The sequence below is a fragment of the Flavobacterium sp. genome (assembly GCF_031422135.1).
Taxonomy (GTDB): domain Bacteria; phylum Bacteroidota; class Bacteroidia; order Flavobacteriales; family Flavobacteriaceae; genus Flavobacterium.
In genome coordinates, this window is record NZ_JANOQD010000086.1 from 63,497 (window position 1) to 89,810 (window position 26,314).

19 protein-coding genes are annotated in these 26,314 nt (G+C 31.3%); 9 read left to right on the forward strand and 10 right to left on the reverse strand.

Going from position 1 to position 26,314, the window contains the following annotated elements; genetic code table 11:
• Positions 1-79: 79 nt before the first annotated feature.
• The 4 genes from RMO70_RS11215 (at position 80) to RMO70_RS11230 (ending at position 7,178) form a co-directional block, all read left to right on the forward strand.
• Complete coding sequence (locus tag RMO70_RS11215) at positions 80-2,377, forward strand: reprolysin-like metallopeptidase (protein ID WP_310556521.1); 2,298 nt, start codon at positions 80-82, stop codon at positions 2,375-2,377.
• A gap of 63 nt (positions 2,378-2,440) precedes the next feature.
• Positions 2,441-3,709, forward strand: coding sequence for a zinc-dependent metalloprotease (locus tag RMO70_RS11220; protein WP_310556522.1), 1,269 nt, complete (start codon positions 2,441-2,443; stop codon positions 3,707-3,709).
• 691 nt (positions 3,710-4,400) lie between these two features.
• Complete coding sequence (locus tag RMO70_RS11225) at positions 4,401-6,434, forward strand: sensor histidine kinase (RefSeq protein ID WP_310556523.1); 2,034 nt, start codon at positions 4,401-4,403, stop codon at positions 6,432-6,434.
• A gap of 3 nt (positions 6,435-6,437) precedes the next feature.
• On the forward strand, positions 6,438-7,178 hold the full coding sequence (locus RMO70_RS11230; protein ID WP_310556524.1) for a response regulator transcription factor: 741 nt from the start codon (positions 6,438-6,440) through the stop codon (positions 7,176-7,178).
• A 318-nt stretch (positions 7,179-7,496) separates the two neighbouring features.
• Here the strand turns inward: RMO70_RS11230 and RMO70_RS11235 are convergent, their stop codons facing one another.
• From RMO70_RS11235 to RMO70_RS11275, 9 genes are all read right to left on the reverse strand, one after another.
• Positions 7,497-9,107 (reverse strand): T9SS type A sorting domain-containing protein, encoded by a 1,611-nt coding sequence (locus RMO70_RS11235; protein WP_310556525.1) that lies wholly within the window; start codon positions 9,105-9,107, stop codon positions 7,497-7,499.
• A 666-nt stretch (positions 9,108-9,773) separates the two neighbouring features.
• Positions 9,774-11,717 carry a DNA topoisomerase (ATP-hydrolyzing) subunit B gene (gene gyrB / locus RMO70_RS11240; RefSeq protein ID WP_310556526.1) on the reverse strand — a complete coding sequence of 648 codons (1,944 nt, stop codon included), beginning with the start codon at positions 11,715-11,717 and terminating at the stop codon, positions 9,774-9,776.
• Between the two features lie 280 nt (positions 11,718-11,997).
• Positions 11,998-13,614, reverse strand: coding sequence for an asparagine synthase B (asnB, locus tag RMO70_RS11245; RefSeq protein WP_310556527.1), 1,617 nt, complete (start codon positions 13,612-13,614; stop codon positions 11,998-12,000).
• A gap of 216 nt (positions 13,615-13,830) precedes the next feature.
• The gene (locus RMO70_RS11250) at positions 13,831-14,553 is read right to left on the reverse strand and encodes an RloB family protein (RefSeq protein ID WP_310556528.1); all 723 of its coding nucleotides are present in this window, start codon (positions 14,551-14,553) and stop codon (positions 13,831-13,833) included.
• Positions 14,554-14,555: 2 nt separating this feature from the next.
• A complete protein-coding gene (locus RMO70_RS11255; protein ID WP_310556529.1) occupies positions 14,556-15,767 on the reverse strand; it encodes an ATP-binding protein in 1,212 nt (403 codons plus the stop codon).
• A 100-nt stretch (positions 15,768-15,867) separates the two neighbouring features.
• Positions 15,868-16,317: a hypothetical protein gene (locus tag RMO70_RS11260; protein ID WP_310556530.1), complete on the reverse strand. Its 450-nt coding sequence runs from the start codon at positions 16,315-16,317 to the stop codon at positions 15,868-15,870.
• Positions 16,318-16,448: 131 nt separating this feature from the next.
• Positions 16,449-18,257 carry a TonB-dependent receptor gene (locus RMO70_RS11265; RefSeq protein ID WP_310556531.1) on the reverse strand — a complete coding sequence of 603 codons (1,809 nt, stop codon included), beginning with the start codon at positions 18,255-18,257 and terminating at the stop codon, positions 16,449-16,451.
• Positions 18,257-18,625: a four helix bundle protein gene (locus tag RMO70_RS11270; RefSeq protein WP_310556532.1), complete on the reverse strand. Its 369-nt coding sequence runs from the start codon at positions 18,623-18,625 to the stop codon at positions 18,257-18,259. The genes RMO70_RS11265 and RMO70_RS11270 overlap by 1 nt, the downstream gene beginning before the upstream one ends.
• 75 nt (positions 18,626-18,700) lie before the next feature.
• Positions 18,701-21,712 carry a tetratricopeptide repeat protein gene (locus RMO70_RS11275; RefSeq protein ID WP_310556533.1) on the reverse strand — a complete coding sequence of 1,004 codons (3,012 nt, stop codon included), beginning with the start codon at positions 21,710-21,712 and terminating at the stop codon, positions 18,701-18,703.
• A 151-nt stretch (positions 21,713-21,863) separates the two neighbouring features.
• On the opposite strand from RMO70_RS11275, the gene RMO70_RS11280 reads away from it, so the two are divergent.
• The gene (locus RMO70_RS11280) at positions 21,864-22,547 is read left to right on the forward strand and encodes an ATP-binding cassette domain-containing protein (RefSeq protein ID WP_310556534.1); all 684 of its coding nucleotides are present in this window, start codon (positions 21,864-21,866) and stop codon (positions 22,545-22,547) included.
• Positions 22,548-22,584: 37 nt separating this feature from the next.
• Here RMO70_RS11280 and RMO70_RS11285 read toward each other — a convergent pair whose 3' ends face one another.
• Positions 22,585-22,899 carry a rhodanese-like domain-containing protein gene (locus RMO70_RS11285; RefSeq protein ID WP_310556535.1) on the reverse strand — a complete coding sequence of 105 codons (315 nt, stop codon included), beginning with the start codon at positions 22,897-22,899 and terminating at the stop codon, positions 22,585-22,587.
• Positions 22,900-23,034: 135 nt separating this feature from the next.
• Here RMO70_RS11285 and RMO70_RS11290 point away from each other — a divergent pair, with 135 nt between their 5' ends.
• The 4 genes from RMO70_RS11290 to RMO70_RS11305 all read left to right on the forward strand — a co-directional run bounded on the left by RMO70_RS11290 (position 23,035) and on the right by RMO70_RS11305 (position 26,140).
• Positions 23,035-23,487 (forward strand): MarR family transcriptional regulator, encoded by a 453-nt coding sequence (locus RMO70_RS11290; protein ID WP_310556536.1) that lies wholly within the window; start codon positions 23,035-23,037, stop codon positions 23,485-23,487.
• Between the two features lie 2 nt (positions 23,488-23,489).
• Entirely contained in the window at positions 23,490-24,122 is a 633-nt protein-coding gene (locus tag RMO70_RS11295) for an NAD(P)H-dependent oxidoreductase (RefSeq protein ID WP_310556537.1), read from the forward strand.
• A 25-nt stretch (positions 24,123-24,147) separates the two neighbouring features.
• Entirely contained in the window at positions 24,148-24,717 is a 570-nt protein-coding gene (locus tag RMO70_RS11300; RefSeq protein ID WP_310556538.1) for a YceI family protein, read from the forward strand.
• 172 nt (positions 24,718-24,889) lie between these two features.
• Positions 24,890-26,140 (forward strand): hypothetical protein, encoded by a 1,251-nt coding sequence (locus RMO70_RS11305; protein WP_310556539.1) that lies wholly within the window; start codon positions 24,890-24,892, stop codon positions 26,138-26,140.
• Positions 26,141-26,314 lie beyond the last annotated feature (174 nt).

Below are 26,314 nucleotides of genomic sequence, written 5' to 3' on the forward strand. Positions count from 1 at the left end.
CAAATATCAAATTAGTTACAAGTTTTATTATTCATAAAAATAACACCAAAAAAATTATCAATAAATTAAAAATCAAATTATGAAAAAACTATTATTATTTACAATGTTTCTTTTTTCTGTTTTTAGCTCTTTAGGTCAAACCTCAGCTTGGACGGTTATGACACAAACTCAAGTTGATCAGCTGCCCGCTTTTAGTGCATCAGACAGGCCACGAATTGGCTACAAGGTTTTTACTTTAAATCTTTCTGTTTTAAGCACTCAACTATCAATGGCACCAATGGATTCTGCCACGGATTCTAATGTGATTGTAAGCTTTCCAAATCCAGACGGCGGACTAGATAATTACAAAATCTTTGAAGTAGCTATTATGGAACAAGCTTTGGCAAATAATTATCCGAATATTAAATCCTATGTAGGAAAAGGGATTAACGATAAAACACAATCCATTCGATTTAGTATTACTCCACTTGGGTTTGATGCTGTTACTAATTCTGGCAAAGTGGGTTCGTTTTTAATAAAAAAGCACCGTAGCGATTCGATTATTAACTATGTTGTTTACAGATATTTAAGAGCAGCTCCAAACTCAATTTATTATCGAAATTCAAATTCATCAGCAACAAACTCAGACTTCGTATGTGGCGTTACCGACGAAAAGGATAAATTAGATTTCGATAAATTAAAAAAAACACCAAAGTCGAGCCAAATAAACGCCGATGGAAAATTGCGAGTTTTTAGACTAGCGGTGGCTACAACCGTCGAATTTTCTAATGTAATTGCTGCTCAAGCAGGAATGGGTACAGGTACAGTAGCTCAGAAAAAAGGAGTTGTAGTTGCATCATTGGCACATTTGATTACACGACTAAATGGTGATTGGGAAAGAGACTTATCGTTACGAATGATACTAGTAGCAAATCAAGAAGCCGTTATTTTTGTAGACTCTGATAATTTTACTAATGGTAATATGTCTACTTTACGACAGGAATCGATCCAAATTACTCCAATTATTGGCAATGCTAATTTTGATATAGGACACGTGATGGGTACAGGTGGTGCAGGGGTTGCATGGCTCGGCGCAATTGCAGTTGATGACTGGAAAACTATGGGAGTAACAGAATATGACGGTCAACAAGGCATCAATAACGACAAATTTAGTAATAATTTCGCTCACGAAATGGGGCATTTTTTAGGAGCGAATCACACCTATTCTAATAGTGACTGTCCGAATTTAAATAGTACCATTCAAATAGAACCTTACGCAGGTAATACTTATTTATCATATAATAGATTATGTGCAGGATTAGCGTTAGATTCTGATGGATGGCAACCTCTTTCTGATCCATTTTATCATACGGCAACTATAACTGAGATACAAAATGTTTTGGCTCGAACAACTAGTGGTACATTAATAACTATAAACAATGCGCCACCAGTTGTAAGCGCTGGTGCAGATTACACTATTCCAAGAGATACTCCCTATGTTCTAAAAGCCTCAGTTACTAATTCAAATTCAGATGGTTATACTTATTCCTGGGAAGGTTTAGATACAGGTGTACAGCCAGAAACTAGCGCATCGGCTACATCTGGACCAAATTTTAAATTTAACCAACCAACAGAATCCCCAAATCGCTATATGCCTTCACTTGAAAAAGTTATTGCAGGAGACTTAAACACAAGGATGGAACGCCTTTCGAGCGTATCTCGGGTACAAAATTTTGCTGTTACTGTGCGAGACAATGCTGTTATTCGAGGTTCAAATGTGAGACGCGATGATATGATACTAACAGTAAATGCTAATGCAGGACCATTTGCAGTAACATCGCAAAACACCACTGGCATAACGTGGGCGGGAAACTCATCGCAAACTATTACTTGGAATGTGGCAGGAACGACAGCCAATAATATCAACACTTCGTTGGTTAATATACTATTATCAACAGATAAAGGCTTAACTTTTCCAACAACACTTTTGGCAAATACTCCCAACGATGGCTCGCAAATAATTACCATTCCCAACAACATTAATTCTATAAACTGCAGATTAATGGTTCAATCTGTTGGTAATTTATTTTACGCTGTCAATACAACAAAATTTACAATTGCACCGAATTTAGCAATAAATGATTTCGAATTTGAAAATTTTGTTTTGTATCCGAATCCAAATACGGGAAGTTTCAAAATATCATTTGTTACAAATAATACAGAAGAAGTTAAAATAACAATAAATGATATTCGAGGCAGAAAAATATTTGCTGAAAACTTTCAAAACAAAGGAATATTTAATCAAGAAATTGCTTTAGATAAAGTCCAATCAGGAATATATATAGTTTCTATATTAAATGGAGAAAATAAAACTGTGAAAAGGATTGTTGTAGAATAAAAAAATATTATTTTTTGAAAGTCCAAAATCGCAAAAAATTATTAACATATTAAAAACTAAATTATGAAAATTAAATTAATCTTAGCCTTACTTCTATTTCAATTAGGATTTTCTCAACACAAATCTTGTGGAACCGATGCGCAAATGCAAAAAATGATGTCTGATCCAGTTGCAAAACAAAAATATCTAGATTTGCAAAATAGATTTGAAATTGAATTAGCAAAACTTCAAGATCCACAAAATGAATTGGCTAGAAGTATCAATGCAACAATTATTATCCCAGTAGCGGTTCATTTTCCTGAAGTTGTTGCAAACTCGCCAGACAAACCATGCTTGAGGCAACTGGCACAAAATCAAATTGATATTTTAAATGCTGATTTTAATGCAACCAATGCAGATGTTGCTTTGTGGACAACGCAAGTACAAGCCTTCTATCCAGGAACTAATGTGGGTAACTTTAATGTTCAATTTGTGCTTGCGACCAAAAATCATCCATCAGACGCAGGCCTTTCAGATGGTCAACAAGCAATAACATTTGGAACAGCTTTTCTTTATACTCACTATGGTGACAATAGAGACATTCGCTGGAAAGGCTATTTGAATATTGTTGTCAGAGAGATATGTTGTGATGGAACAATAGGTTACTATGCAGGAGGCACTCCAGATGAAGGTAATTTGATAGTACTAAAAAAAGATGCAATCGGGAGTGGTGCAGGATGTGAAGGAGGATATGTGCCATATTGGGTCTTAAACAAAGGTCGAAATGCAGATCACGAACTAGGACATTACTTTAATGTACATCATACTTTCGGAAGAGTTCAAGGTGGCAATGTGTGCGCACCATCTAACACTGATGAGGTTGACGACACCCCACAATGCACTGGTTCAGGCGGATGGCCTGCTCCAGGAAGTGTTGCGGGTTGCGTACCGGGCGAAAAATCGTTAACAATGAATTATATGGACTATACATATGATAGTAATAAATTTATGTTTACATCTGGTCAAGTCGTTAGAATGAGAGCTTATTACAACGCTGTTGCCAATCAGTTTAAGACAAACGTGTTGAGTAACAATGATTTCGAGTTCAAAAATTTTGCTTTATTCCCAAATCCAAATACTGGAAGTTTCAAAATATCGTTTACACCAGAAACCGACGACGAAATTGAAATTATAGTTTATGACATCAGTGGAAGAAATATTTACAATAAATCATTTTTAAATTCTGGTATGTTCAATCAAGAATTACAGTTAAATAACATCTCATCTGGTTCCTATATTGTTACCATTAAGAATGGAGAAAATAAAACCGCTAGAAGAATTATAGTAGACTAAATTAATCAAGAAGTGTCCTAAAATATAACCTAAATATCTTGACAATTAACATAGTATTACTCACTCAAATTTAATTTTTGGTTCATAGTTTTATGTTCGTAAAACCGCTCCTACTTTCAGGGACTGTTTTGTGTTTATAATGAGAAACGTCACTCGGGTAAATTTTAAAGTTATTGTAATTATGAAGTAATGGAATGATTCTCACTTTAAACTTCTCGATACAATTTTGGTAAGAACTTATATCTACTAATCTTGATTGCTGTACCAAAATCACTCGAAGTGACGAATGTGAATCGAAAAGCGTTTTTGATGTAAGCAATTAAATGCCAAATCAATAAAAGTTATTTTAATATTATTTGCTAAATATTAATCAATTTAACAATTATAAATCACTAAAAAATATCATTTAATAATCATTTATAAAAATAATATCGTGTTTCAGTAATTTAAGTCGTTTTTTTAACAATCACGCTACCAATAAAGATATTATTTTTACTTATCGCATTTTTTAAAAAAATTACTATGCCAAAATTATGTATTGTTAGTTTTAATGTAATAATTTTTAAATAATTATTTTTTAAGTTTGGAAACCGCCCCAATTATCTGGGGTGGTTTTTTTGGTTATGCTTTTTTTATGTTTCAGGATAAAAAAGATTATATTTAAACTTGCTATTTTTGTATCAGATAGATTATGAAAAAAATAATACTTTGCATATTAGTATTTTTAAACAATACTACTGTTTTTTCACAAAACGAAAGACAAATCGATAGTCTGTTGGTGGAGTTAAATAGCTATCAAGATTTTGTAACACAGATTAATACTTTAAACAATATTTGTTTAGAGTATAATAAAAGTAATACAACTAAATTAAATATATACAATCAAAAAATTTTGGCGTTAGCCAAAAAACACAAATATAGTAGAGGTTTCGGCTTTTATTATTTGAATCGTTCTCGGATATATTTATCAAAAAGTAACGGCACAGAATCGTTAAAATTTTCTAAGAAAGCAGCTGCTTTTTTTAGTAAAAATAAAGATATTAGCAATTACCTTAATTCAATTACAGAAATGTCCAAGGACTATGTTCAACTTCAAGACCCTAAGAAAATCGACTCAATACTAAAAAATAATTTGAATCTTGCATTGAGCCACAAGGATAATGACATTATAATTGATTTCTACAGACTAATGGGGGATAACTTCGCCTATCAAGATTCAATTGCCAAATCCATATTTTACTATAAAAAAGCTATACCTTTTTTGTCTCAAAAAAAATCTGATTCAAAAAGTATTTTTTTTCAAAGAATATCAGACCAATATACTTGTTTAAACCAAAACGATAAAGGTCTAGTTTATATTGACCTTTCTATTGTCAATAAAGAAACAAATTATCAGTTTTTAGTTGAAGCCAAAAAAGCATTAATTCTTAATAAATTGTCAAGGTATAATGAAGCATTAAATTTGAGTTTAAAAAATTATCAATCGATCTTAAAGTTTAAAATGACTTCTGAGTGGCAATATAATTTAATTTTATACAACATAGCCAATGCGTATTATAACTTAAAAAAAAATGATTTAGCCATACCGTACATCAATAAAGTAATTGATAAAAAAAATACCATTCAGGAATATAAAATTGAATGTTTTATCATATTAAGTAATATTTATTTTCAAAAAAAAGAAAAAAAGAAAGCACGCTTTTATAGTCAGAAGGCATTAGTTTTTCATGATTCGTTTTATAAACAATTTGGAAATACTGAATTGTACCATAACGTTTCAAAAATTGAAGAAGATGCTAGAAATTATAAACGGGCGCTTTATTTTTATCAAAAAATGAACCATCATTTTAACAAAATAAACGCTCAAATAAACAATGAAAACAATTTATTGCTTCAAACTGATTTTGATGTTTCCCTAAAAGATTATAATATAAAAACGTTGCAAGAGCAAAAAATAATCAAAACCATTGAGAACAAAAATCAAAAAGATCTTATAACTTTTATTGGTGTTTTATTATTAATCGCTTTGTCAGGTATCCTATTTTATATAAAAACCAATAAAACTATTAAAAATAAAAATAAAGTAATTGAAAATGAAAGATCACGTACTCAAAAATCACTGTTAGAAAAAGAAACACTGCTCAAAGAAATTCACCACAGGGTAAAAAACAACATGCAAATGGTGGTAAGTTTACTCAAAATTCAATCGCTAGATGCTAAAGAACTCTCTCTTGAAGATTTTATAAATGTAAGTGAAACTAGAATAAATTCGATGGTTTTGGTACACGAAAATTTATATCAAAGTAATAATTTAAGCAAAGTCGACTTCAAAGAATACTTGAACAAATTATCAGCATCAATTTTAAGTTCATACCAAGGTTTAAAAAAAATAGAATTGCAAATTGATATAAATCAAGTTTATTTTGATGTACAAACGGCTATTCCTATTGGTTTGATAATAAATGAATTGGTCAATAACGCCTACAAACATGCTTTTAATGATAAAGATAAAGGATTAATTTCGGTTCAATTGATTCAAAATGATGAAAAATTTATACTCACTGTTTGTGATGATGGATTGGGAATCACAGATCATCAAATAAATGATAAAGGTCTTGGACTTGAAATAGTTAAACTTTTAGTCTCGCAAATAAAAGGCGTTTCACAAATAGATAATTCCAATGGTACATGTTTTACAATGCGATTTCAAAATGTAACACTTTAAATTATGAAAACAAAAATAATAGTTGTTGAAGATGAGTTGTTGATAGCATTGCACATAAAAAAAGTGTTAGAAAAACACGATTATGATGTAGCTATAGATATAACTTCTGTTGAAGAGGCTATAGAGTATATAGAGCAATCGCCACCAGATCTTGTTCTTATAGATATTAATTTAAATAAAGATAAAGAAGGCACCGAACTTGGAAATTATTTATTACAAAAAGATACAATTCCATATATCTACATTACTTCCTACTCAGATAAAAGTACGTTGGAAAAGGTAAATATAACCAGACCCAAAGGTTATATTGTGAAACCTTTTAAAGAAGAAGATTTGTTGGCAACTATTTCTGTTGTATTAAACAATTATAGTCATAAAAAAATTGACTCCAATACTATAAATGCTCCAAACAAAAATTCTATCCCTTTTAAAGTGAGAGAAATTGTTAGTTATATAAACACTAATTTAGAGAAAAAATTAGATATTGACGAGTTAACAAAGCTAACCAAGTGGAAGAAAGATCATTTTACGAGGCTTTTTAAAAAATACTTAGGTTCAACACCTTATCAATATATACTTTCTAGAAAAGTAGAAAAAGCAAAAACACTATTATCAGAAACTGTAATCCCTATTAACGAAATCGCCTATGAATTAGGTTTTGAAAGCCATAGTAATTTTTATCATATTTTTAAAAAATTGACCGATGATACTCCTGAAAACTATCGAAAAAGGAATCAGGTTTAACTTATTCTATTTGCTAATTGTATGACAATACATTTGAAAACACATAGCTTATCTAGTTACAAACTCATTGTTTTTAACCCGTTGGGTGTAATTAGTTTTTAATGACAATTTTTCGTTAGTTCGAGTGATTTTTGAAAAAAATCGTATCGAGAACCAGAAAAATTTCATTAAAAACGGTTCTCGATACATTTTTTGTTCCGTTACACTACACAAAAAACACTCGAACTGACGTTTATCAATAATTGCACCCAACGGGTTGTTTTTATACTTTGAGCAAATGAAAAATACAACTTAAAAGTCATAAATTAATTTTTTATATTATTTAACGATTAATTTTTTAGTTACAATCGAATTCGAAAACTGAATTTTTACAAAATAAGTTCCTTTTGAAAGATTTTCAATATTTAAGTAAGATTCAAATCTTGGTGTTTTAGAAACTAGACTTCCTCTTAAATTATAAATTGAAATAGCTTTAACTTCCGACTCTAAAAGATTATTTCCTAGATTAATTTTAAGAATATCAGTTGCAGGATTTGGATACAATTTTATATTTTGCTCCATTGCTACAAATTGATCTGCTCCTAAATTTGGAACTGTACATAGTGCTGAGCCATTATAATTTGTAGATGTGGTTCCTGTTGGTGTTACATATTGAAAAGTGTATACGCCAGTTGCTGTAGCCGTATAATTAGTTGCATATCCTGGAGTTCCGTTTAATATATAGGCAGTATTGTAACCATTATTGGCGTTAGCAACACACGAAGTAATTAATGCATTTCCCAAAGGACCCCAATTTTCTGTTCTAACAGGATTTCCTTGTGGTTGAGGAATAATTTGCATTGAGGCATCTTCTGTAACTACTCCAACCATTTTTCCAATCATATAAGGAGATGCTGGTGTTCCGTGATAATGATATACTCCGTTAGAACCAATGTGACCGTGGTTGGCGTCAAGTGTTGCCATTGCTGACCCATCTGGCTCTAAGCTTCCATATACAGCATAACCATCAAGTCCAAATGCAATCGGTAAATTTGAAGTTGTTTGTCCTAAAGTAATTAAGTGTAATGGAGCGGTGTGATAATGATAATCGTCGCCACGACCACAATGTCCACCATAGTTGTCAAGTTGACCAGTCAAAAATGCATCTACGCCAGTATTTGTATATGGATTAAAAATTGGAACACCATTGGTTGCCATTGCAATGGCTCCTCTTGTAAAATGTGATGCCGAAACCGCAACTGGAGTTGCTGCAAGAACAGGGTTTAAGGGTATAGTCCAGTGACTACTGTTGATATAACATTTAGAGATTGGAACTTGTTGTTGCCAACCATTGCTCGCTATCCCGACCATCATAGTGTGATTTGGAATTCCAGTTGAATTAACATAAAAAAAGTTTGCGTCGTAATTTGTACTTACTGTTGATGCAAATGGAGCAAAAGCTGCTGTCATAAATGCTGGATCTGTAGTAGAAAATGCTTTTTTTGCGAATCCAAATAAAGAAAATAAAGTACCTAGTGCAACAATAGGTATCAAATAAAGTAGTTTTTTCTTTTTTGAATATTTGAACAAAATAGAAGTTAAAATAATTAAAAATAAAACTAAAAACCCGTATTTAACATAAAAGCCATTGGGTGTTTTAACCCTGTTTTGATTAATGAATTTATTGTTTAAAGCAATAATATTACTTGCTTTCTGTTTGGCAAATTCTTGGTCAATTTTTGTAAATGCTGCTAGCGGAAAATGCAACATATTGTTATGGGCATCTTCAATATAAACATTTCCGTTTTTCATCATAGAAAATGAGCCTTCGATAATCTTATTTTCTTTTTCGAGTTTCCAGAGTCTCAAATTCAAATTGTCTGGATTGATGGTATGTGCAAAAAAAACATTACTAAAAAATAGTAGTAATAGTAATTGTAGATTTCTCATATTTAAGGTTTTTTAATTTTTGGGAATTATAATATTTTTTAAAATAACATATCTTGAATTTATGAAACAGTAATCTTCAAATATATGGTAATAATAATAAATTCAATTGTTGATTAACGACATAAATTCCTGAAAAACGACTTTTTTTTAAAATATTATTATAAAATAAATGGAGGAAGAATTAATAAACAAACAGATAGATATTGATAAACACTAAACTTCTTCGGCTTCCTTATTAAAAAATAAAAAGCACTTTGAGTTTATGCTTCATAATCTATAAAATAGAAACATTACTAGAACTACAAATAGCATTGACAGATTCCAAAAGTCATCTGAAGAATCATCTAGATATTAATCGTGGATTAGCAAATAAAATGAATTTATCAAATGATATATATTTTAACCAATTAGAAGTGAATTTTCTTTAGCCATAAAGCAAACAGGTAAAATAAAAAAGGCAGTCTATTATCATATTGAAAGAATGTTGGTCTCCATAAGAGCATTTTTACTATTTTGATTAACAATGGAATATTACAACTTATTTTTTTAAAATAAAGTACCTATTTTTCAGCACATTACTACAAAAAAACTGTAATCAAAATAAGGGGTGCTTTCAGTGCCCTCAAAATTTTGAACGCATTTTCTAAAACTTATAAATAGGGTATTTTACGCATCAATATTTGCATATACTGCATTTTTCTCTATAAATTCTCTACGAGGTGGAACCTCATCGCCCATTAACATAGAGAAAACACGATCTGCTTCTGCTAGACTATCAATATTTATTTGGCGTAAAGTTCTGAATTCAGGATTCAAAGTAGTATCCCATAATTGCTCTGCATTCATCTCCCCAAGACCTTTATAACGCTGAATTGCAGCACTTCCACCCATTCTTTCATTGGCTTGATCACGTTGCACTTCATTCCAAGCGTATTCTTTTTTATTTCCTTTTTTAACAAGGTATAATGGTGGTGTTGCGATGTACACGTGGCCTTCTTCGATTAATTCTTTCATAAAACGGAAGAAGAACGTTAATATTAAGGTAGAAATGTGACTACCATCAATATCTGCATCACACATAATTACTACTTTATGATACCGTAATTTTTCAAGATTTAATGCTTTACTATCTTCGGCAGTACCAATGGTTACGCCTAATGCTGTAAATATATTACGAATCTCTTCGTTTTCAAAAACTTTGTGATGCATGGCTTTCTCTACATTCAAAATCTTACCTCTTAATGGCAAAATAGCTTGAAAAGCCCTGTCACGTCCTTGTTTTGCAGTTCCTCCTGCCGAATCTCCCTCGACAAGAAATACTTCGCATTTTGCAGGATCTTGTTCTGAACAATCTGATAATTTTCCTGGCAATCCGCCACCACCCATAACAGTTTTGCGTTGTACCATTTCACGTGCTTTTTTTGCAGCGTGACGTGCTTGAGCCGCCAAAATAACTTTTTGGACAATGATTCTAGCATCGTTTGGATTTTCTTCCAAATAACTTTCAATCATATCGCCCACCGCTTGAGAAACTGGAGAAACTACTTCTCTATTTCCTAGTTTGGTTTTGGTTTGCCCTTCAAATTGAGGTTCGGCTACTTTTACCGAAATAATAGCAGTCAATCCTTCACGGAAATCATCACCTGAAATTTCAAATTTCAGTTTGTCTAACATTCCAGAGGAGTCAGCATATTTTTTTAACGAACGAGTTAAACCAGTTCTGAAACCTTGCAAGTGGGTTCCTCCTTCGTGGGTATTGATATTGTTTACATACGAAAAAATATTCTCCGTGTAACTTGTATTGTAAATTAAGGCAACTTCAACAGGAATTTCGCCTTTGTCGTTATCCATCGAAATTACATGCGCAATAATTGGATCACGATTGGAATCTAAATAACGGATATATTCTTTTAAACCTTCAGTAGAATGAAAAATTTCTGAAACAAAATTTCCGTCTTTGTCTTTCTCTCTTTTGTCTGTAAAAGTGATGGTGATTCCTTTGTTCAAAAAGGACAATTCACGCATACGAGCTGACAAAGTATCATAAGAAAACTCGGTTGTTTGCGTAAAAATAGATTCATCAGGATAGAAAGTAACTATGGTTCCAAGTTTGGTGGTTTCGCCGATTTGCTTTACTGGATACAGTGCTTTTCCTTTTTCGTATTCTTGTTCGTACACCTTACCATCGCTACTGTGAACTGTGGCACGCAAATGGTTTGACAATGCATTTACAACTGAAACCCCAACACCGTGCAATCCACCCGAAACTTTGTACGAATCTTTATCAAATTTTCCTCCAGCGCCAATTTTGGTCATAACAACTTCAAGTGCTGAAACTCCTTCTTTTTTATGAATTCCAACTGGAATACCACGACCATTATCTTCTACAGAAACCGAACCATCTTCATTGATATCAACAATAATGGTATCACAATGACCGCCCATTGCTTCATCGATAGAGTTATCGACAACTTCGTAAACCAAATGGTGTAAACCACGAACACCTACATCTCCAATATACATCGATGGACGCATACGAACGTGCTCCATTCCTTCTAATGCCTGAATACTATCTGCTGAATAATTATCCTTCTTAATTTCGTCGCTCATATAAATTTATTCTAAAAAATGTAATTTTTGTCTAACAGGCAAATATAGACTATTGAGAATGATTTTGAAACTGAAAGCAATGATTTAGTAATGAAGTTATCAACAGTTTATTAAAAAAATCAATAGCAAAAATCAATGGCAATGACAATTTCAAAAATCAAATCTAAAATAAATAACAAGTTTTCAAAAGACACTTTTTAAAAGTCCTTTTGAAAACTTGAATTTCTTTTATCAAAATGTTTCTTAATTTGTCATTGCCTTTTGAAATTGACACTGAAATTTAAACAGTCACATCGGCTTTCGCGATTTCTACATCTGCTTTTACGTGCGCCGCATTGGCTCGACCGCTTGGATCTTGGTTTTCTTGCCATTTTGGAATCCATTTACGAACGGTTTCGGCTGCACTTTGTTGTGGATAGTATTTATGAAAAATAGTTCTGTAAAAATACGCTTCTTTGGTTGTAGGCGTGTTGTATGGAAACAATTCTTTGGCCGAATCCAATTGTTCCTCAGTCACTTTTGAGCCACAATACTCGATTAACTGGTCAATCCAATTGTAACCAACACCATCAGAAAATTGTTCTTTCTGACGCCATAAAACTTCGTCTGGAAGATATGGATTGTCTGGCGTATCAAATGCTTTTCTTAAAATATATTTCTCTTTACCTTCATAAGTTTTGGGTTGCTTTTCTTCCGGTTTAATTAACATAGCCGCATCCAAAAAGGCTTTGTCTAAGAATGGAACTCTAGCTTCCAGTCCGTGTGCCATTGTCGACTTGTCGGCACGAAGCAAATCGGCAGTGAATAATTTCTGCACTCTTTCGATGGTTTCTTTTTGAAAATCTTCAGTTGATGGTGCATTTCTAAAATACAAATACCCGCCAAAAATTTCGTCAGCTCCTTCTCCTGAAAGAACTACTTTAATTCCCATATCGGTAATCGCTTTCGACAAGAAATACATAGGTGTACTCGCTCTTATTGAAGTAACATCGTACGTTTCAAGATGCCAAACTAACTTGTCTAAAATTTCAATGCCTTTTTCGATGGTAAAATGCACTTCGTGGTGTTCTGTTCCTAAAAATTCGGCAACTTTCCGAGCGGCTTTGGCATCTGGGGCATCGGCATCTAATCCAATAGAAAAGGAATGCAGTTTTTTGCCTTTTTCTTTCAATAAACGGGACGCAATTGATGATGTTAATGACGAATCTAATCCACCAGAAAGCAAAACTCCAATTGGCACATCGCTCATTAATCGTTTGCGAGTGGCTTCGGTTAAAGTTTCTCTTATTAATGCTAGATCTAATTCGTTTGTTGCTTTTTTATAATCCTCATATTCTGGTTTGTAGTATTTTACAAAACCTGTTTTTGATGTATAAAAATGTCCTGGAGGAAAGGTTGAAAATGTTTTACATTGGTCTGCAATAGGTTTCATTTCTGATGAAAAATACATACGACCTCTTTCATCCATACCATAATATAAAGGTTTTACACCCATTGGGTCACGCCCAGCAATATAGTCGTCGCCATCAATGACAACGAAGGCAAAATCTCCATCTAACTTGTCTAGAAAATCATAGCCAAATTCTTCATATAGATGTACGATTACTTCCGAATCAGATTTGGTTCTAAAAGTATGGTGTTTTAAAATTCCATCTCTTAATTCTTGGTGGTTGTATATTTCACCGTTGTGAATCATCCAAGCTGAAGAAGAACCTTGAATTGGTTGACGTCCCGAATGTAGGTCGATGATTGACAAACGCTCGTGACTTAATATATGTCCATTTTCAGTAACGTGCAAATCGCTTTCGTCTGGTCCGCGATGTGACATTCTTTTAGATAATTGTTTTACTAATTCTTGATCTTTTCCTTTTCCGATGATGGCTAGTATTCCGCACATAATATTTATTTGTTGATTCTGTTACTTATAATTCGATATATAACTGAAACAAAATTGCGGATTATAGTTGTTTTTTAAAACCAATAAAGTAAATTTAGTTATGAATACTAACTTAATATCTGTTTTTAGTGTAAATTTAAAACTAAATGTGTTTAAAAATGATTTTGAAGTTGGGAATTGTAATTTAAAGGATGTTATTTTGTAATTCTAAAAGAATTATTCGTTTCTTTTTTTAATTTGTTCATTTAGTTCTTCTGAATTTCCATTTAATTCCTCCACTAATAAATGAATCCTTGTACAAGGATTATGAATTGAGAAATTATTACATAAATGATTAGATTCTAATTTTTCACTCCACAAAACTGCTTGTTTTTGATCTCCATATTTTTCCAAAATTAAATACATTTCTGGACTATTCTTTTTATAAACAAATTTTTTAAGATTTTTACTTTTAGAATTTGCAACAATTTTAGCATTTATTTCATTTTCAATTGCTTTTTTATAATCATCTCTAGACATAGATGTATTTCTATATTGAAAATGCAATAAATACCATAGTTCAAACGCTTCATTAGACCAACCTACTTTTATACCATTACTTTCAGCCAAATAAATTGCTCCATTAAAATTATTTGGGCTAAAGCTATCTCTATCAAATACTGCCCAAACACTATCATATTTTTGACTTGATTTATCTCTAGCTTTTATTGTCCTTTTTACCAAATCTTTTGTATTAGAACCTTCTCCAATGGTTTTAATAGTATAGACAAATGATTTTACATTGGTTTTAAAAGATTTAAAATAATTTGGCTCAGTTTTTTCTCCTTCGCAAACAATTAAAAAATAAACCCTAACTTCTTTAGTGTTTTCTCTTCGTTTTCTTTCAACTCGATTATGACGTTTTAAAATGGCATTGTCAATTTTAATAATATTTGCCATAATTATACTCCTTCAAAATTAGAAATATATGGAATAGCTCCATAACGTCCTCTAATATAATCTGCTTCAAAGCTTCTATCTTTTCTAATGGTTTTACCATCTTCATCTTTAAACTCCAGTAAGGAATACATATCAGTAGCTTCAAATTCATCTTTTTCGGTAAACCAAATTTGATCTCTTCTAAAAAGATTTGCACCAAGTAAATTAGTATCGTGGGTTGTGAAAATTAGTTGTGCATTTTTCGGGTTAGTTTCTGGATTGTTGAATAATTTGATGATTTCTTGAGTTAAAATAGGATGTAGTTTTGAATCAAGTTCGTCAATAATTAAAACTAGTCCGAGCTGAATAGATAAAAGGACAAAACCTGATAAGTCGAAAATTTTATTTGTCCCAGATGATTCTTGATCACTTAACTTAAATTCATAATTTGAAATCACACTCCCTTTACTATCATAAACATTATGCAATGTTTTAATTCTATTTCCAAAAGCTAAACCTTCAATGTTTTCAAGACTAAAATTTTCAAAACCTAAATCTAATTTTCTAATAAAAGTATTTAATATTTCCCTATCCTTATCGTTGTCACACATCATATTAGTTGCAAACACACTGTCCCTATGCTCTAAACCCGACCTAACGTATAGATTGGAGATATTCTGCATTATTGTTTTTGCTACATCACTATTGAACTGATCCACCAATGGAAGAAATAACCCATTATCTCTTGTCTTATTCTCTAGTCCTTTTGCTTCATCAAAAATATCTGCAACACCAATTCCATCTATACTTCGTGTAAAATAAATAATTTCTTTTTTTGAATTATCATTTAAAACATATAACCATTCCGAAATTACTTTATTATTATCTACTTCGAAACCATAACGATAACGTTTATTCAAATCTGTTAAAAGTATTTCAAAAAAAGAAGGTTTGTTTTCTGTTTCTGTACTTAACAAAAAAGGCTTTGCATTTAACTTATCAGTGGAATTAAGTTTAGAGGAATTTTTAATTGTATTAACCATAAAATCCAAAGCACTAATAAAATTGCTTTTCCCACTTGAATTGGCTCCATAAATAACTGCCGAACGAAGTACATTGTATTTGCCTTCTTTTACAACATTATTCTTAAGTTCAGAAATACCTCCAGCTTCTAAACTAAAAGTTTTTTTATCTTTAAATGATAAAAAATTCCCAACTGTAAATTCTAGTAACATAATTTTATATTTTTTTGAGAAAAAATCTCAATTTATTAACAAATGTAAATATAAAATATTTACAAAAACATAAAATTGAGAAATTTTCACATATTTATAACTAAATAACTTCTTCTATAATATATTTTACACCGTTAATTTCGAAAGAAAATCCAACTTGCTTTCCCATTAATTGACTTCCTAAGGGTGATTGTGGAGAAATCGCAAATATATTTTGAGAGTCAATTGTAATTTTTGGTAAAGCTACAGAAATATAAACGGTCAAATTATTGGTTTTTATCAAACTACCAATGGCTACTTTGTTGTGAACTTGTGAAGCATCTATTTTATCTAATATTGTTTTTTGATCTATTGACTCTTTGAGTTTATGCGTCAATTTTTCCTGTTCAATATGCATCATCGACAAGGCTGTTTCGTGCTTATCGCCAGCAGAACCTTTGGCATCGTTTTTTGAATCTTCGGTCAATGCGGAAATCATATCTTGAAAAACATCGATTTTATCTTGAACCAATTGAAGGTATTGTTGGTGAATTTTTTGTTTGAGAGTCATTCTTTCTGGTTTAACCGCAAAGTTAGCTGAGTTTTTCGCAAAGCGCACAAAGAAAAACATTTATAAAAGAATATTGTTTCTAAAAACTCTTAAAACGCTGCGAATGACTTTGCATTCTTTACGGTCAAATACTAAAAATCAAACTTATAACTCGCTCCCAAAATAACTTGTGCTCCTTGAACGGGATAATTCAACCAACGGTTGTAGTTTTGGTTCGCAAGATTATTTCCTTTTAAGAAAGCTGTTAATCGTTCATTATACTTGTATCCAATATGTGCATTGATATCAAAATAACTATCTAAAGTTTTTATAACATCTGCATTTAGAGCAAAAGGTAAATTCGTAAATTCGTCTTTGCGTTCGCCTACATAAAATAATTGAGAACCAGCATACCATTTTGCTCCAATATTGAAATCGGTGGTAAATGTTGCTTTTACAGCAGGCAAATTCCAAGCTCTTGATTCAAAAGTGGTGTTGTAATTATTGTATTCTGCACTTAATCCTAAAGACACATTTTTATTTATATCAGACTTTATTTCTCCAAAAATTGTTGCTGTACTTACGTTATCATAAACCACAGTAAACGAATTCCCGAAGCTGTAATTGGCAATTGGCAGAAGTAAATACGGATTTGATTTAAACAAGGCTTTGTCTTTTGTAGCATTATATGATGCTTTGATATTATATGCTAATGAACTAGATAGCTTTCCTCGCAATCCGGCAAAAACATCGTACTGTTGATTGGTTGGTTGAATGGACAATGTTGGCGATAAAAACTTATTACTATTCGTAAAATCCGCATACGAATTCTGTATTAACTTTCCTTCAGCCCCACCAAAAGCAATCATCAAATCACTTACTAATTTATAGGATGCGTTAATTTTTGGGTAGATAAAAAATTTACTGCTTGAATTGTTATTAACTCCTCCAAAAACATCTTTCCCTTTAGAATAAAAAACCACATCAGCTCCCAATTCTACAGATAAATCGTCTTTTAAAATTTGAAAACTTGGATTGATGTTAAAAATTAAATTGGATGTTTTAATATTTGAATTTGTTCCAACCTGAGCTATTCCGGTTAAATAAGTAGTATCAAATTCGGTATTTAAATAATCAACTCCAAATTTAGTTTTTACTGAAGCATCTCCAAAGTCGAAAGTAAAATCTGGCTTGATTACAAACCTGTTTTCTTTGGAATTATAATTATCCGAAAACGAAACAAAGTTTACATTTAGTTTGTTAAAAAAACTATTGCTAATAGTCAATTCAGAACCTAGATTTATGGTGTTAAATTGATGATTTGGATCTAAGTTTCCAATCAAATTTGCATTGAAATTTGTGTTATCTAATGGGACACCATACCAGTTATACCCTTCCCTTTTATAGCCTAAATTAGCACAAAACTTGGTGTCATTTCTTTGGTAACCATACAAAACATCTGCTGCTGTTTCAGCAAACTTGTCATCAAGAACTACTCCTTTTATGCCGCCTTGTGATGATTGATGGCGCAACATTGCTCCAAGATATTGGTACTTATCCAACTCGTGAGTTACGAATAAATCCGCATTTAAAGTGGCATAATTTCCAAATCCTAAAGTCAAATAGTTTGAAAACAAACGTTCCAGTATAGCCTTATCAACTGCTGCTGCTTTTCCTTTTGACGGTGTAAAAGTTGACGCCACAGGAAAAGAAAATATCTGGTATTTTATAGTTTCTTTTTTATTGGTTTCGGTATCTTCAAGCGAAGGTATTTCGTTAATTTTATTAGCATCAGAAACAGTTGGCGTATACGGTTTTACAACGTTTACGACTTCGGTACCTATATTCTCTTCTTTCTTTTGGGCGAAAGAAAATTGAATAATTAAAAAGAGACTAATAGATAATAGACGGATAGATAATAGACTTGCTGACGATGATATATGTGATTTATTTTGAATCATTAATTTTGATTTAAAGTATTTTGAAATGACATTGTGGCTCTTTGAAAATCTTCGATTTTAACTTCTATTTCATTAGTTTTTTCATTTGAAATAAAATTTTTCATATTCGACAATAATAATTGTGTTTGTAGCTCAAATGATGATCCTAAAGAAATATCCAAAAAATGACTAAATGATTTATTTGTTCTACTAGAGCCTTCAGAAATATTAGATGGAATTGACACAGCACATCTATTCATTTGAGAAATTAAACCAAACTTTTCAGAAGTTGGAAAATCATCTGTTAAATCGAAAATTATTTTTGCTAGCTCCATTCCCATTTGCCAGATTTTGAGTTTCTTAAAGTTGTGTCTCTTGAAATCAGTCATATTATTTCTTCTCTTTTTAGTCTTTTATCTATCTGTCTATTATCTATCCGTCTATTATCTATCCGTCTATTAATCTTATTTAGTAATCGAGGAATTAGTTTTGGCTTCTTCTGTTTTAATTAAATTCAATTGAACTTGAGCTTCATCAACTACATCTTGAAAATCTTTGAAATTTGAAATCACACTTTCTAAAATATAAGTCGCCTGAAAACTATCCTTTAAACCGTAGAAATTTTTTGCCATCACAACCAATCCTTTGGCTCCAAAATATTTGTAGCCCGAATAATCTTTAGACAATTTCTGAATAACCTTGTTTGAATCTTCAAATTTGGAATCTTTATTTTTAAAATACGCATCATAATACAAAGCTTCGGCAGCCAATTCTCCTTTAGCGATTTTTTGCAATTTTGCATAAGCTTCTTTGGCTTTTATTTCGTCGTTTACTTTTATTGCTGATCGAGCAATAATAATTTGGGCATCGCTTTTTACCTTATCTTCTGTTTTTGGATTTTGCAACACTTTGTCAGCATAAATCACGGCATTAGCATAATCTTTTTCGTTATAATAGCTTTTCATCAAATTGGCTTGTGCATAAGTTTTATTTTGAGGAAACTCTGATTCGGTTTCTAATCGAACTAAAACTGGAATTGCCTTTGCATAATTTGTATTTTTTAGATATATCTGACTCAATCTCGACAATGCTTGTTCTGTATATTGACTTCTAGCTTTGCTAATAATAAACTCATAACTCGGAATTGAGTTGGCAGATTCTTCCTTATAATAAGATTCGGCCAAAAAGAAATTGGCTTTAAGCGAATGAATTCCTTTAGGAAAACCCTTCACATAGCTTGATAAATTCTTAATAGCTTCTTTAGTATTTCCTTGCAAATACTGCTTTTCGGCTGCTTCGTAGGTATCGTTGTCCAAATCAGCATCAGTCACTTCAACAAAATCGAGCGATTTTACCCAAGTAGCATATTCATCAACTTGACCTTTATCTACATAAATCAATCTTGCGGTTTTTACAGCTTCAATTGCTTCGTCCGATTTTGGAAATTCTGCTACTACTTTTTTGAATTTTGCTAAAGCCAAATCGTCTTTATCTCCATTATAATAAATTAATCCTTGTCGCAAAATCGCTTTGGAAGTATAGCTTCCGCCTTTAAATTCGGTAATTAATTGATCGTAGGTTTTGATTGCTGATGCTGTTTCGTTTTCGGCAGTATACGTATTTGCCAATTCAAACAAAGCATCGTCACGATAACCCGATTTTGGAAAATTCTTTAAAAAAAGATTAAAATCAGAAATTTTCTTGTCATTTTTGGATACAAAACCATAGCTCATCGCTTTTTGATAAGCCGCATAATCAGCATCGATACTTTTTAAATCGATGGCTTTATTATAAGCTTCCATTGCTGGAAAGTATTTTGTAGTTACAAAACGAGAATCGCCCAGACGTAAGTAGGCATCAGTCAAACGGATTTTATCATCTTTAGAAACATCGATATATTTCTGAAAAAAATTGCCGGCTTGCTCATATTCTTTCATTTTAAAATGACTGTATGCAATATTATAATTGATATTTACAAACTCGGGCGTATTTTTAGATTCTGCAAAACCTATAAACTGTTTGTAACTCAAAACAGCGTTGGTATAATCTTCTTGTACAAACTCTGTTTCGCCTTTCCAAAAAGTAGCGCGAGCAGTAAATTTTGCATCTTTTTGTTCTGCAATAGACTTCTTAAATAATGATAAGGCTTCTTTATAATTTCCGTCGGTAAAAAGTTCTAAACCACGATAAAAAGTAACTTTCTGATACGTTAATTTGTTGGCAGGAGCTTTATTTTTTTCTAATAAAATCAAAGCGCCAGCATAATTTTTGGATGTAATAAATGAATTAATTAGCAAATTTTCGATTTCTGTTTTATTTGGCGAAGCAGTATATTTGGTCATAAATCCAGACAAAACATCAGGCACGCTTTGGTAGGAATTTCCAATATCATAACTCAAACGAGCATAATTCAAATAAGCATCTTCTTGAATTTTTAAATCAAAAGTCATTTCTGAAGCATTCTTGAAAGCATTTAATGCTTGAGGTTTTTTATCGGTTTTCAGATAACTTTCACCCAAGTGATAATAGGCATTTTGGGCTACAGCATCTTTACCACCAATAATCTTATTAAATTGTGCTATGGCATTTTCAAAATCATTTTGTTTGTAATAAGCATATCCCAATTGATAAAAATCGGTGTTATTCCACTTGCCTTTTTTACCTTTATATTCTTTTAGAAACGGAATTGCCTCATTATACTTTTTCAAATTAAAATAGCTTTCACCAATAATTTTGTTGAGCTCCGATTTTTCGATTGCATTTGAACCAAACATTGCAGCTTGACCTAACTTAATTGCTTGGTCAAACTTGCCCAGCTTAAAATTCATATCTGCTTGAAAATATGATAGTTTTTCTTTATATTTTTCTTCGCCAGAAACTTGGTCAAAATATTTAGAAGCTTCTTTATAATCGTCGCCTTCATAAGCCAAAAAGCCTAAATAATACTTGGCTTGCGAACCATATTCTTGAGAGTTTACTACTTTATTAAAATATTCTCTGGCTTCTTTTTTCTTACCAGCGTTAAAAAAACTATATGCTTTATAGAAGCTAAAACGTTCCATCTCGCTCGATGTCAAAGTGCTTTCGTCTACTTTATCAAACCATTCTACTGCTTGTGCATACTTTCCTTGCTCAAAATAATAAGTTGCCACTTCAGAATATGCCAAATTTTGTTTGGTGCTTGTTGGATAATTTTTTACAAAATTTTCCATTGCTTCATCAGCATTATTTTGATTTAATCTGATGGCACAATTGGCAGAATAATAGGCACAATCGGATTGAATCTCAAGATTAGAATTTTGTTGTTTGACTTTATCAAAAATAATTTGAGCCGATTGGTACTGCTTGTTGTTATAAAGAGTCAATGCTTTATTATAATTTGCCAAATCATTTGTGTAAATTGCAGATTGTTGTGCAAAAACTTGGCTTATACCAAATAACGAAAAAAGAAGTAATGACAATGAAAATTTTTGCATTGATATCAGGTTTTAGAATTTCAAATATAACATTTTCTTAATCTTAAAACGACGAAAACAAGGCTTTAGTATTCATAATTTACCAACAACTGAAATTTTATTTTGAATAAGAAACATAACTTATTACTTTTACCAAATAAAACACATCAAAATGTCAAATACCATATTATCTCTTCAAGACGTAAACATTTATCAATCAGGTAATCAAATCATTTCAGATATAACTCTAAGTGTCAATCCTGGTGAATTTATCTATATAATAGGTAAGACTGGTTCGGGTAAAAGTAGTTTTATGAAAACATTGTATGGTGATTTACCACTTACTGATGGTCAAGGTACAATTGTAGACTATGATTTGAATGGTTTGATAGACAAAGACATTCCGTTTTTGAGAAGAAAAATCGGAATGGTTTTTCAAGATTTTAAATTACTGCCAGATAGAACTGTTGCGGATAACTTATTGTTTGTATTGAAAGCTACTGGCTGGAAAGACATTCAAGAAATGGATAATAAAGTAGACGAAGTACTTCAAAAAGTAGGTATGGATGCTATGAAAAATAAAATGCCGCATCAACTATCAGGCGGTGAGCAACAATGTGTGGCTATAGCACGTGCTTTACTTAATGATCCTGAATTAATTCTAGCAGATGAACCTACAGGAAATCTTGACCCACAAACAAGTGGTGAAATTCTTGAGGTTTTAAAGAAGATCAATTCTCAGGGAAAAACCATTATTATGGCTACTCACGATTATGCGTTGTTGATGAAATATCCATCAAAAACATTAAAGTGTGAAGACGGAGCCATTTTTGAGGTCGTACAAAGAGCAGTTTAAAAATAATAAAAAGAGAAACCCAATAAGTTTCTCTTTTTTATTCAGGATAAGCAACCTCACCTTGCCAATTTGAAAATCCTCCTTCGAGATTATAAGTTGTTTCAAATCCTAGTTGATTCATTACGGCACAAGCTTGCGCACTTCTTCCACCAGCTTTGCAGTATACATAATAGTTTTTTGTCTTGTCAAGCACTTTAACTTCTTCAATAAAACCTTGTCCTTTATAGATATCAATATTTATAGCCGATGATATAATTCCATCAGCACATTCGTCTTCGGTTCTTACATCTAGTATAATTGCGTTATTGTCATCATTTAATTTAGATGTCCAATCTTGTTGTGATAAATTCATAAAAAAATATTTTTTCAAAAATAAGAATTTCAATTCATAAGCAGTACAATTATTTAACAAAAATTTAATACACATTTGTATATACAAATAAAAAATAATTATACATTTGTACATACAAATTTTGTAAACGTAATAATGAAAATCGAAGAAGAAATAAAAAGCACTGTAACGATTGACTTAGCAAAAAAAGTATTGCTTAATATTTCTTTTACAAGAAATGTTTTAAGTGATAAATTTCAGGAAATCATAAAACCTTATGATTTATCAGGAGAGCAATATAATGTGTTGCGTATTTTGAGAGGTCAGAAAGGCAAACCAGCCAATATGAGCGTAATTCAAGATCGAATGATAGCAAAAAACAGTAATACAACAAGGCTTATTGACAAATTATTGCTGAAAGAAATGGTTACTCGCAAAGAATGTCCTGCCAATAGACGAAAAATAGAAATTCTAATTACACAAAAAGGATTGGATATTCTATCTGAACTAGATCCGTTAGTTATTCTTCACGAAAAACATTTTGCCGAAAAACTTACAAAAACCGAATTAGAACAATTAAACAAATTATTAGAAAAATACCGAAGTTAATTATGAACACATTTTTAGAAAACCAGAATTGGCGATATGCCACCAAAAAATTTGATGCTACAAAAAAAGTATCAACCGAAGATTTAGAAACGATAAAAGAAGCTATTCGTTTGAGCTCTTCTTCATACGGATTACAACCATATAAAGTTTTGATTATCGAGAATCCTGATGTAAGAGAACAATTAAAGCCATTTTCTTGGAATCAATCGCAAATTACTGATGCTTCACAATTGATAGTTTTTGTCAATGAAACTAAAATTACAGAAGAATCTATAGACTCTTATGTTAAAAATATGAGTGAAACAAGATCTATTCCTGCAGAAAATCTTCAAGGATATTCAGATTTTATGAAATCTAAATTACTATCATTATCTGAAGAGCAAACAACTATTTGGACTGCTAAACAAACTTATCTTGCTTTAGCAAATTTACTAAACGCTGCAGCAGAACTCAAAATAGATGTTACTCCTATTGAAGGATTTGAATCTGAAAAATACAATCAAATATTAAATCTAACAGAAAAAGGGTTAAACGCTTCTGTTGTGGCAACAATAGGTTATCGCCACAATGATGATGACACACAGCATTATAAAAAAGTTAGAAAATCAACAAATGAATTATTTATCAATTTATAATTATTAACAACAAACAAGTAAAACAATGAAAAATTTAAAAACTATTGCAATTGCATTATTAGTAGCATTCGGAACTACTGTTTCAGCTCAAACAACAAAAAAAGTAGATGTTGCCAAAAGTAACGTGAACTGGGTTGGAAAAAAAGTAACTGGTCAACATTCTGGTACAATTAACTTAAAAGACGGAAACCTAGTTTTCAATGGAAAAAAACTAGTAGGTGGCGATTTTACTGTTGATATGACAAGTATTAACACAACAGATTTGCAAGCTGGAAAAGGTAAAGAAGATCTTGATGGTCACTTGAAAGCTGATGATTTCTTTGGTGTTGCTAATCATCCGACAGCCAATTTGGTTTTTAAAACTATTGGAGCAAAAACAAAAAACTCATATACTGTAACTGCAGATTTGACCATCAAAGGAATAACAAATCCAATCACCTTCGATATAGTTTTAAACAAATCAGTAGCTACTGCTAAATTAGCAGTTGACAGAACCAAATACGACATCAAATACGGTTCAGGAAGCTTCTTTTCAAATCTAGGTGACAAAACTATTTCAGACAACTTTGATTTGGCTGTTAATTTGAAATTCTAATTTATATTATATCAACAAAAACCTCGAACTAGTTCGAGGTTTTTTGTTAATTAATAATATATTTGTAGCTTAAATAGTATAAATAATTAAATTTTAAGCATTTAATCGAAAAAACAATGCGTTTAGTCTAATTAATTGTACTTTCATATTCTGTAATCGTAATTACTTTGATATGAAAAAGTTAATAGTAGTGATTTTAATCACATTTTCTAGCAAAAGCATTGTAGCTCAACAAAATGTAGGGATTTCTGGAAACAGTAATTGGACTAACTTGTGGACCAATTTTAATCCGAAAAGCATTGAATATAATGAAGCGAATGAAATACTTTCGGGTAACATTACAGAAAACAAAACATTATATAAAAAAAATGTATACTTATTAAATGGAACTGTTGTAGTAAAAAACAATGCTATACTAACTATTGAACCTGGTACTGTAATTCGCGGAGATGTTGAAACAATTGGTACATTACTTATTGCAAAAAACTCAAAACTTATTGCAAACGGAAATTTAACCGATCCTATTATTTTTACCTCAAATAAACCCTCAGGTCAAAGACGTCCTGGTGATTGGGGTGGTATTATACTATATGGTGATGCACCAATAAACACACACGGAGGGTTTTCAAACTTAGATGTTGTAGATTCAAATCAATGTGGCATTTATGGAGGAAACAATGCGGATAGTGACTCTGGTGTAATCAATTTTATTAGAATTGAATTTGCAGGTAAAAAAGTAAGTAAATCTAAAGAATTTAATGGATTGACCATAGCTGGTGTTGGTAAGAAAACCATTTTAAGCAACATACAAGTTAGTTTTTCTGATGATGATTCATTCGAAATGTATGGTGGAAATGTAATTTTAAACAATCTGGTTTCTTACAGATCAACTGATGATGATTTTGATTTTACAGAAGGAACGCAAGCAACTATTTCAAACAGTTTGGCACTGAGAAATCCATACAATTCAGATACAGCTATTTCTAGAAGTTTTGAAATTGGAAATTATAGTAAAAAAGAAAATACAGATTTTTCAAAAAAAGCTACTTCTGTAATTGCTAACAACGTAACCCTTGTAAATACTGAAGAGAATGCAAGTGGATTAGTTAAAGAGGCAATTTATATTACTGAAGGTTGTGCCTTAAAGCTTACGAATAGTTTAGTATATGGTTATAGCCAAGGTATGATTTTAGATGATAAAATTTCAACTAACGATGGTCTAAAAAATATAATATTGGATAATGTTCAATTCTATTCTGTAAATAAAATTGCTAAATTCGAAACTGTTACAACTAAATTAGCCTATAATACCGATTTTCAAATAACAACAGCCAATCAAATTGATATATTCTATGAATCAAACTTCAAAAAACCTATTGATTTTAGAATAAAAAATGCTTCAAGTTTTGCATACAATAAATAAAAAATAAATAAATGCCTTTTTTTAAATAAAATTTACTAATATTGTACTTCTATTATGAAAACAATTTTAAATAATACTTGGTGGTGGAACAATTTACGTCAAACGTCGTGAAGTAGTCTACTTATGAGTATATTTAAATTAAAAATATCAAAAAAGGCTTGTCAATCACGACAA

Excerpts from the sequence above, each read along its gene's own strand:
- RMO70_RS11265 (WP_310556531.1), bottom strand. The coding sequence starts at position 18,257 with ATGATTCAAAATAAATCACATATATCATCGTCAGCAAGTCTATTATCT.
- RMO70_RS11290 (WP_310556536.1), top strand. The coding sequence starts at position 23,035 with ATGAAAATCGAAGAAGAAATAAAAAGCACTGTAACGATTGACTTAGCA.
- RMO70_RS11235 (WP_310556525.1), bottom strand. The coding sequence starts at position 9,107 with ATGAGAAATCTACAATTACTATTACTACTATTTTTTAGTAATGTTTTT.
- RMO70_RS11280 (WP_310556534.1), top strand. The coding sequence starts at position 21,864 with ATGTCAAATACCATATTATCTCTTCAAGACGTAAACATTTATCAATCA.
- RMO70_RS11270 (WP_310556532.1), bottom strand. The coding sequence starts at position 18,625 with ATGACTGATTTCAAGAGACACAACTTTAAGAAACTCAAAATCTGGCAA.
- RMO70_RS11225 (WP_310556523.1), top strand. The coding sequence starts at position 4,401 with ATGAAAAAAATAATACTTTGCATATTAGTATTTTTAAACAATACTACT.
- RMO70_RS11260 (WP_310556530.1), bottom strand. The coding sequence starts at position 16,317 with ATGACTCTCAAACAAAAAATTCACCAACAATACCTTCAATTGGTTCAA.
- RMO70_RS11230 (WP_310556524.1), top strand. The coding sequence starts at position 6,438 with ATGAAAACAAAAATAATAGTTGTTGAAGATGAGTTGTTGATAGCATTG.
- RMO70_RS11285 (WP_310556535.1), bottom strand. The coding sequence starts at position 22,899 with ATGAATTTATCACAACAAGATTGGACATCTAAATTAAATGATGACAAT.
- RMO70_RS11305 (WP_310556539.1), top strand. The coding sequence starts at position 24,890 with ATGAAAAAGTTAATAGTAGTGATTTTAATCACATTTTCTAGCAAAAGC.
- RMO70_RS11215 (WP_310556521.1), top strand. The coding sequence starts at position 80 with ATGAAAAAACTATTATTATTTACAATGTTTCTTTTTTCTGTTTTTAGC.
- RMO70_RS11295 (WP_310556537.1), top strand. The coding sequence starts at position 23,490 with ATGAACACATTTTTAGAAAACCAGAATTGGCGATATGCCACCAAAAAA.
- asnB (WP_310556527.1), bottom strand. The coding sequence starts at position 13,614 with ATGTGCGGAATACTAGCCATCATCGGAAAAGGAAAAGATCAAGAATTA.
- RMO70_RS11250 (WP_310556528.1), bottom strand. The coding sequence starts at position 14,553 with ATGGCAAATATTATTAAAATTGACAATGCCATTTTAAAACGTCATAAT.
- RMO70_RS11220 (WP_310556522.1), top strand. The coding sequence starts at position 2,441 with ATGAAAATTAAATTAATCTTAGCCTTACTTCTATTTCAATTAGGATTT.
- RMO70_RS11255 (WP_310556529.1), bottom strand. The coding sequence starts at position 15,767 with ATGTTACTAGAATTTACAGTTGGGAATTTTTTATCATTTAAAGATAAA.
- gyrB (WP_310556526.1), bottom strand. The coding sequence starts at position 11,717 with ATGAGCGACGAAATTAAGAAGGATAATTATTCAGCAGATAGTATTCAG.
- RMO70_RS11300 (WP_310556538.1), top strand. The coding sequence starts at position 24,148 with ATGAAAAATTTAAAAACTATTGCAATTGCATTATTAGTAGCATTCGGA.
- RMO70_RS11275 (WP_310556533.1), bottom strand. The coding sequence starts at position 21,712 with ATGCAAAAATTTTCATTGTCATTACTTCTTTTTTCGTTATTTGGTATA.